The organism is Amycolatopsis sp. cmx-8-4 (assembly GCF_046548675.1).
Classification (GTDB): Bacteria; Actinomycetota; Actinomycetes; order Mycobacteriales; family Pseudonocardiaceae; genus Amycolatopsis.
The window spans coordinates 1-5,833 of sequence record NZ_JAEBDZ010000069.1; the positions used below are offsets into that span (position 1 = coordinate 1).

Genomic DNA, 5,833 nt, shown 5'->3' on the forward strand with positions numbered 1-5,833 from the left:
CCGCGACCAGCGAATCAACTGCTCACGCTCGACATCAGCCAACACCAGCTCAGCCTTCGGACGCCCGGTTCTCGACATATCCCCATACTACCCACTTAACTCACGAATTTACGACGCGACACACTAGTCCCGCCCGCGTGTTGGCCACTCCGGTCACCGTGTTGGCCACTCCGGACGCCATGTTGGCCGCTCCGGGCGCGCCAAACGCCCCGAGCAACACTCCGACTCGCCCGCCAGTGGTACGTTCTTGCCCGATTTCGGGCAGGAATTTGGTGTTCGCGACGTCGCCATGCATGATGAGCGCCATGGAGGACGCCTCACTCATCGACCAGGTCGCGCTGTCCACGGGCTTGTCGCCCGCGGTGGCCGGGCGCGTGGTCGAGGACGTGCTGGCGTTCTACCGGGAGACCGCCGAGCAGTACGTCCGGCGCCGGCACGCGGAGCTGCAGACCGAGGGGAAGAAGAACCCCGAGATCTTCCCGCTGCTCGCCGGCGAGCTGGACGGCAGGCTCGTCGCGCCGCCCACCCTGTCCGAGCGGCAGCTGCGCCGCATCGTCTACGGCTGACCGGGCCCGCCCCGGTCCCCCCGTCCCCTGCTCCAGTGAGGTCACCCCGGCATGTGCGGAATCGTCGGATACATCGGCACCCAGAACGCTGCCCCGATCCTGCTCGAAGGGCTCACCCGCCTCGAGTACCGCGGCTACGACTCGGCCGGGATCGCCGTGCTCGGCACCGGCGGCCAGAGCGTGCACCGGATCACCGGCCGCGTCCGCAACCTGGCCGCCGCGCTGCCCAAGCGGCTGGCCGGCAAGGCCGGCATCGGGCACACGCGCTGGGCGACGCACGGCGGGCCGACCGAGGCCAACGCCCACCCGCACGTCTCCGAAGACGGCCGGATCGCCGTGGTGCACAACGGGATCATCGACAACGCCGACGCGCTGCGCGAGCAGCTCACCCGCGCCGGCGTCACGCTCGCCTCCGACACCGACACCGAGGTGCTCGCCCACCTGATCGCCCGCTCGGAGGCCGAGACCCTGGAGGACGCGGTCGTCGAAGCCGTGTCCCGGATCTCCGGCACGTACGCGATCGCCGTCACCGACGCGAGCCGTCCGGACCGCGTCGTCGTGGCGCGCAACGGATCCCCGCTGATCGTCGGCGTCGGCGACAAGGAGATGTTCGTGGCCAGCGACCTGGCCGCGCTCGTCCGTCACACCTCCAGCGTCGTGCACCTCGCCGACGGCGAGTTCGCCAGCGTCACGGCCAAGGGGTACCGCACGTTCACCGTCGAGGAGGCCGACACCGGCCGCCCGCCGACGGCGATCGACATCGAGGCCGACGACCTCGACCTCGGCGAGCACAGCCACTACATGTACAAGGAGATCCAGGAGCAGCCCGAGTCGGTGGAGCGGATGATCCGCGGCCGCCTCGACGAGCGCTTCGGCGTCTCCCGCCTCGACGGCCTGAACCTGACCCCGCGGGAGCTGCGCGGGTTCGCGCGGGTGAAGATCCTCGGCTGCGGGTCGGCCTACTACGTCGGGCAGATCGGCGCGACGATGATCGAGGAGCTGGCCCGGATCCCGGCCGACGCCGAGGCCGCGTCGGAGTTCCGCTACCGCAACCCGATCATCGAGGCGGACACCCTCTACATCGCGGTCAGCCAGTCCGGCGAGACGGTCGACACCGCGTTCGCCGTCGAAGAGGTGAAGCGCAAGGGCGGCCGGGTCATCGGGCTGGTGAACGTGGTCGGCTCGGCGATCGCGCGCGCCTGCGATGGCGGGCTGTACCTGCACGCCGGGCCGGAGGTGGCGGTCGCGTCCACGAAGGCGCTGACGAACATGGCCGTCGGGTTCGCGATGCTCGCGCTGGCGCTGGGCCGCGTCCGGGACCTGTCCAACGCGTCCGGGCAGCGGATCGTCGCGGCGATCCGCGCGCTGCCGGACCAGATCCGCGCGGTGCTCGCCGAGGAGAAGCTGATCGAGGAGCACGCTCGCGCCTGCGCCGACGCGAAGAGCCTGTTCTTCGTCGGCCGCGTCCGCGGCTTCCCGGTGGCGCGCGAAGGAGCCCAGAAGTTCAAGGAGGTCTCCTACCGGCACGCCGAGGCGTACCAGACCTCCGAGCTCAAGCACGGCCCGCTGGCGCTGATCGACGCGTCGGTGCCGACGGTCGCGATCGTGCCGGCGGACGACCTCGCGGAGCGCAACCTCGGTGCGCTGCAGCAGATCCGGGCCCGCTCGGGACCGGTGCTGGCCGTCACGCACGAAGACGTCGACTTCGGCGCGCTGGACGTCCCGCGCCTGGTGGTGCCGCGGACCGAACCGGAGCTGGACCCGATCCTGCTGACGATCCCGCTGCAGCTGCTGGCCTACCACGCGGCGCTGGCGCTGGGCCACGACATCGACAAGCCGCGGAACCTGGCGAAGTCCGTCACCGTGGAGTGATGCCCCGCGGGTATCACAGCGGCCGGAAAGGGTCTTGGACGCGGGCGCGGAACCGGCCGAGAGTCGGAGGGAACCACGACGAAAGGTCCCTTGCGTTGAAGGTCTTCCTCACCGGCGGCTCCGGCTACGTCGGCCGCTCCACGATCCGCGCCCTGCTCCGGCACGGCCACGAGGTGAGCGCGCTCGCCCGCAGCGAGACGGCGGCCCGGACGGTCACCGACCTGGGCGCCCGCCCGGTACCCGGCGCCCTGACGGACACAGCGGTCCTGCGCGCCGCGGCCGCGGCCGCCGACGGCGTCATCCACCTGGGCCAGCACTACGGCGACGACACGGCTCTGGTCGACGACGCAGCGGCGTCGTCCATGCAGGACGGCCTCGGCGACCGGGGCGTCTACGTGCACACGGGCGGCGTCTGGGTGTACGGCGACACGGACGGCGTCGTCACCGAGGACGCGCCACAGAACCCACCGCGCATCACGGCGTGGCGCCGGGCGAACGAGGAGCGCGTCCTGTCCCGCGCCGGCCGTCCGGTGCTGGTGATGCCGGGCCTGGTCTACGGCCACGGCGGCGGCCTGGCCGAGACGTTCTTCGCCGCCCCTGCCCGCGAACACGGCGCGGTCCCGGTGATCGGCGACGGTCACAACCACTGGGCGCTGGTGCACGCGGACGACATCGCGGAGCTGTACGCACTGGCGCTGCAGGCGCCCGCGAAGTCGGTGTACGCGGGCGTGAGCGGCCAGAACGTCCGCCTGGCGGAGATCGCCGCGGCCCTCAGCGACGCGGCCGGGTGCCCCGGCCGGTTCGAGCACCTCACCCTGGCGGAAGCCGAGGACCGGATGGGCCCGATCGCGGAGGCTTTCGCCCTGGACCAGCAGCTGACGCCGGCCCGCGCCCGCTCCGAGCTGGGCTGGACGCCGTCCCACCTGGACGTGCTGTCGGACCTTCGCGGGTAAGGGGTCGGCGCGGCGAAAGGTACGTGATCACCCGATGCCGCGCCGCCCCCCTCAGGCCGATCCTCGAAGCAGGAAGCAACGGCCGAGAGGAAAGCCATGCGAGGCGACTGGATCTACGACTGGGTACAGGTGGAGATGGACTACCGAACGGGCGCGGCCACACGGCGAGCCCCCGTCCGCCACACTCCCCCATCCCGCCCTTGGGCAGCGCTGCGGTCGGCGTTGTTCACCACACCAGGACAAACGGCCGAGCACCCGCGACGCCTGGCGCTGCCCCAGGGAAAGTAACCACCACGGCACACCGATCGCGGCGCCCCGGAGGACCCCGCGATCGGCGCCGGCGTGCGCTTGGCGCACCCGCCCAACGGTTCGCCACGCAAACCGGCACGGTGGAGCCACGCACGGCACCGGCTCAGACCGGCGAACCTGCACCCGTGATGCCGCACCTACTGGGCTGCCGCACAGCCCGGATTCCCACACAGTCACGACGCCCGACGGCCACCTACGTAGCTCCGCCAAACTCACCCACACCCTGCGCCCACCCCAAACCACGTCGGCAGAGCCGAGCGACCGAACAGCACGACGACTCGATGGCCGCACGTGCGTCCGCCCCGGATTGCTCGCACCTCGGAACCTGGCGAGGCCGAGCTGGGCCTATCGCGCGAGCGCCCCGCCGGAATTCACTCCCCGCGGCCGCCGTCCCATTGGGGCAGTCGCCGGGAAGCCCTGCCGCGCCAGGACTTCGCAGGCCGCGACGCAAGCGGCCGCGTCAGCCTCCGGTCAGGCTCTTCAGCGCCCGTTCGAGATGGTCTTTCGTCTCGGCCTCCGCGCTGGCCGGGTTGCCCGACTCCACCGCCTCCAGCAGGCGGCGGTGCTCCGCCGCCAGCTCGGCCGGGTCCGGGTACGCCTCCCGGAGCTGCGCGAGGCACAACTGCATCTCCTCCTGCAGCGGCGGGTAGATGCGGCTCAACCGGGGGCTGCCCGCCGCCTCGACCAGCGCGACGTGGAAAGCCGTGTGCGCCTCCACCCGCTCCGCCCAGCTCGCCGACGCCGGCAGCGCCTCCAGCACGGCCAGTGCCGCCGCCGGTCCGGCGAGGGAACCCCCGTCGGTCACCAAGGCGCGGACCGCCGCGAGTTCCAGCGGCAGCCGCACCCGGAACAGGTCGCGGACGTCCGCCTCGGTCAACACCGGCACCCGCAGCGAACGGCCGTCGGCCCGCTCCACCAGATGCCGCGCCACCAGTTCCTGCAGCGCCGACCGCACCGTCGGACGCGCGACCCCGAACGTCGTCGCCAGCCCCTGCTCCGTCAGCGCCGTGCCGGGCGCCAGCTCTCCGCTCAGGATCTGCTGCCGCACCTCGGCCACCAGCGCGTCCCGCATGTTCGTCGTCCGCAGCGTCATCGCCATCGGGCCCCCTTTTCCGCAGGTCACAGGCTAGCAGCCAGACGGTATGACCGACTGACCGTCAGCCCATCCGGTGAACGCGCTCCACAGTTTCCCCAAGCCCCGCCAACCCCGGCAACACGGCATCCGCGACGGCCGGGTCCTGCGAGTCACCATGCCGATTGATCCAGACACGCGGGATCCCCAGCTCCCGCGCGGGGACCATGTCGTGGAAGTGGCTCTGCGCCACGTGCACCCAGTTCTCCCGGCTCGCGCCGAACGTCGAGGCGAACCGCTCGAAGTGCCTGTGCCCCGGCTTGTACCCGCCGACGTCTTCCGCGGTCACGACGGCGTCGATCGGCACCGCCAACCGCCGTTCGGTCTCCGCGATGAGGTCCCGGTCGCAGTTGGTCAGCAACGCCAGCCGCCAGCCGGCCGCGCGCAGATCCGCGAGTGCGGCCCGGGTGTCGGGGAACACCGGCCAATACGGGAGGCCCGTGCCCAGGACGGAGGCGTCGTCGGGCAGCAGATCCAACCCGGCTTCGGCGGCCGTGCGCCGCAGGGACTCCGCCAGCACCTCCCGGTAGCGCCGAACCGGTACCTCCGCCTGGACTCGCGGCTCGATCCGGTTGTAGACCTCGAGCAGGTCACCGCCGCGGCCCGGGAACAGCAACTCGATCCCGGTCGCGATGCCGTGCCGCCAGTCCACCAACGTGCCGAAGCAGTCGAACGTCGCCCAGCGGATCATCAGACTCAGCCTCTCGGTCAGTCGGTCAGTCGGTCAGTCGGTCAGTCGGTCAGTCGGTCAGTCGGTCAGACAGGCTGTCGGTCGGACAGGCAGACGGTCAGACAGGCAGACGGTCAGCTTGCTAATCAGCCGGTCGGTCGGTCGATGAGCCGAACTCACAGTCAGCGTGGCAGTCGATCAGGCCGCAGCCGGTCGCAGCCGGTCGCAGCCGGTCGCAGCCGGTCGCAGCCGGTCGCAGCCGGTCGCAGCCGGTCGCAGCCGGTCGCAGCCGGTCGCAGCCGGTCGCAGCCGGTCGCAGCCGGTCGCAGCC

At 71.7% G+C, this 5,833-nt stretch carries 5 protein-coding genes; 3 read left to right on the plus strand and 2 right to left on the minus strand.

The genetic code is table 11. The features are described from left to right. Positions 1-305 precede the first annotated feature (305 nt). From ACLJQZ_RS48250 to ACLJQZ_RS48260, 3 genes are all read left to right on the plus strand, one after another. Positions 306-566, plus strand: coding sequence for a hypothetical protein (locus ACLJQZ_RS48250; protein ID WP_326949511.1), 261 nt, complete (start codon positions 306-308; stop codon positions 564-566). Between the two features lie 51 nt (positions 567-617). Further along, complete coding sequence (gene glmS, locus ACLJQZ_RS48255; RefSeq protein WP_410628439.1) at positions 618-2,438, plus strand: glutamine--fructose-6-phosphate transaminase (isomerizing); 1,821 nt, start codon at positions 618-620, stop codon at positions 2,436-2,438. A gap of 95 nt (positions 2,439-2,533) precedes the next feature. Further along, the gene (locus tag ACLJQZ_RS48260) at positions 2,534-3,391 is read left to right on the plus strand and encodes an NAD-dependent epimerase/dehydratase family protein (protein WP_410628440.1); all 858 of its coding nucleotides are present in this window, start codon (positions 2,534-2,536) and stop codon (positions 3,389-3,391) included. Positions 3,392-4,160: 769 nt separating this feature from the next. On the opposite strand, the gene ACLJQZ_RS48265 is transcribed toward ACLJQZ_RS48260, so the two are convergent. Continuing rightward, positions 4,161-4,799, minus strand: coding sequence for a GntR family transcriptional regulator (locus ACLJQZ_RS48265; protein WP_410628442.1), 639 nt, complete (start codon positions 4,797-4,799; stop codon positions 4,161-4,163). 58 nt (positions 4,800-4,857) lie between these two features. Continuing rightward, positions 4,858-5,523 (minus strand): HAD family hydrolase, encoded by a 666-nt coding sequence (locus tag ACLJQZ_RS48270; protein ID WP_410628444.1) that lies wholly within the window; start codon positions 5,521-5,523, stop codon positions 4,858-4,860. Positions 5,524-5,833 lie beyond the last annotated feature (310 nt).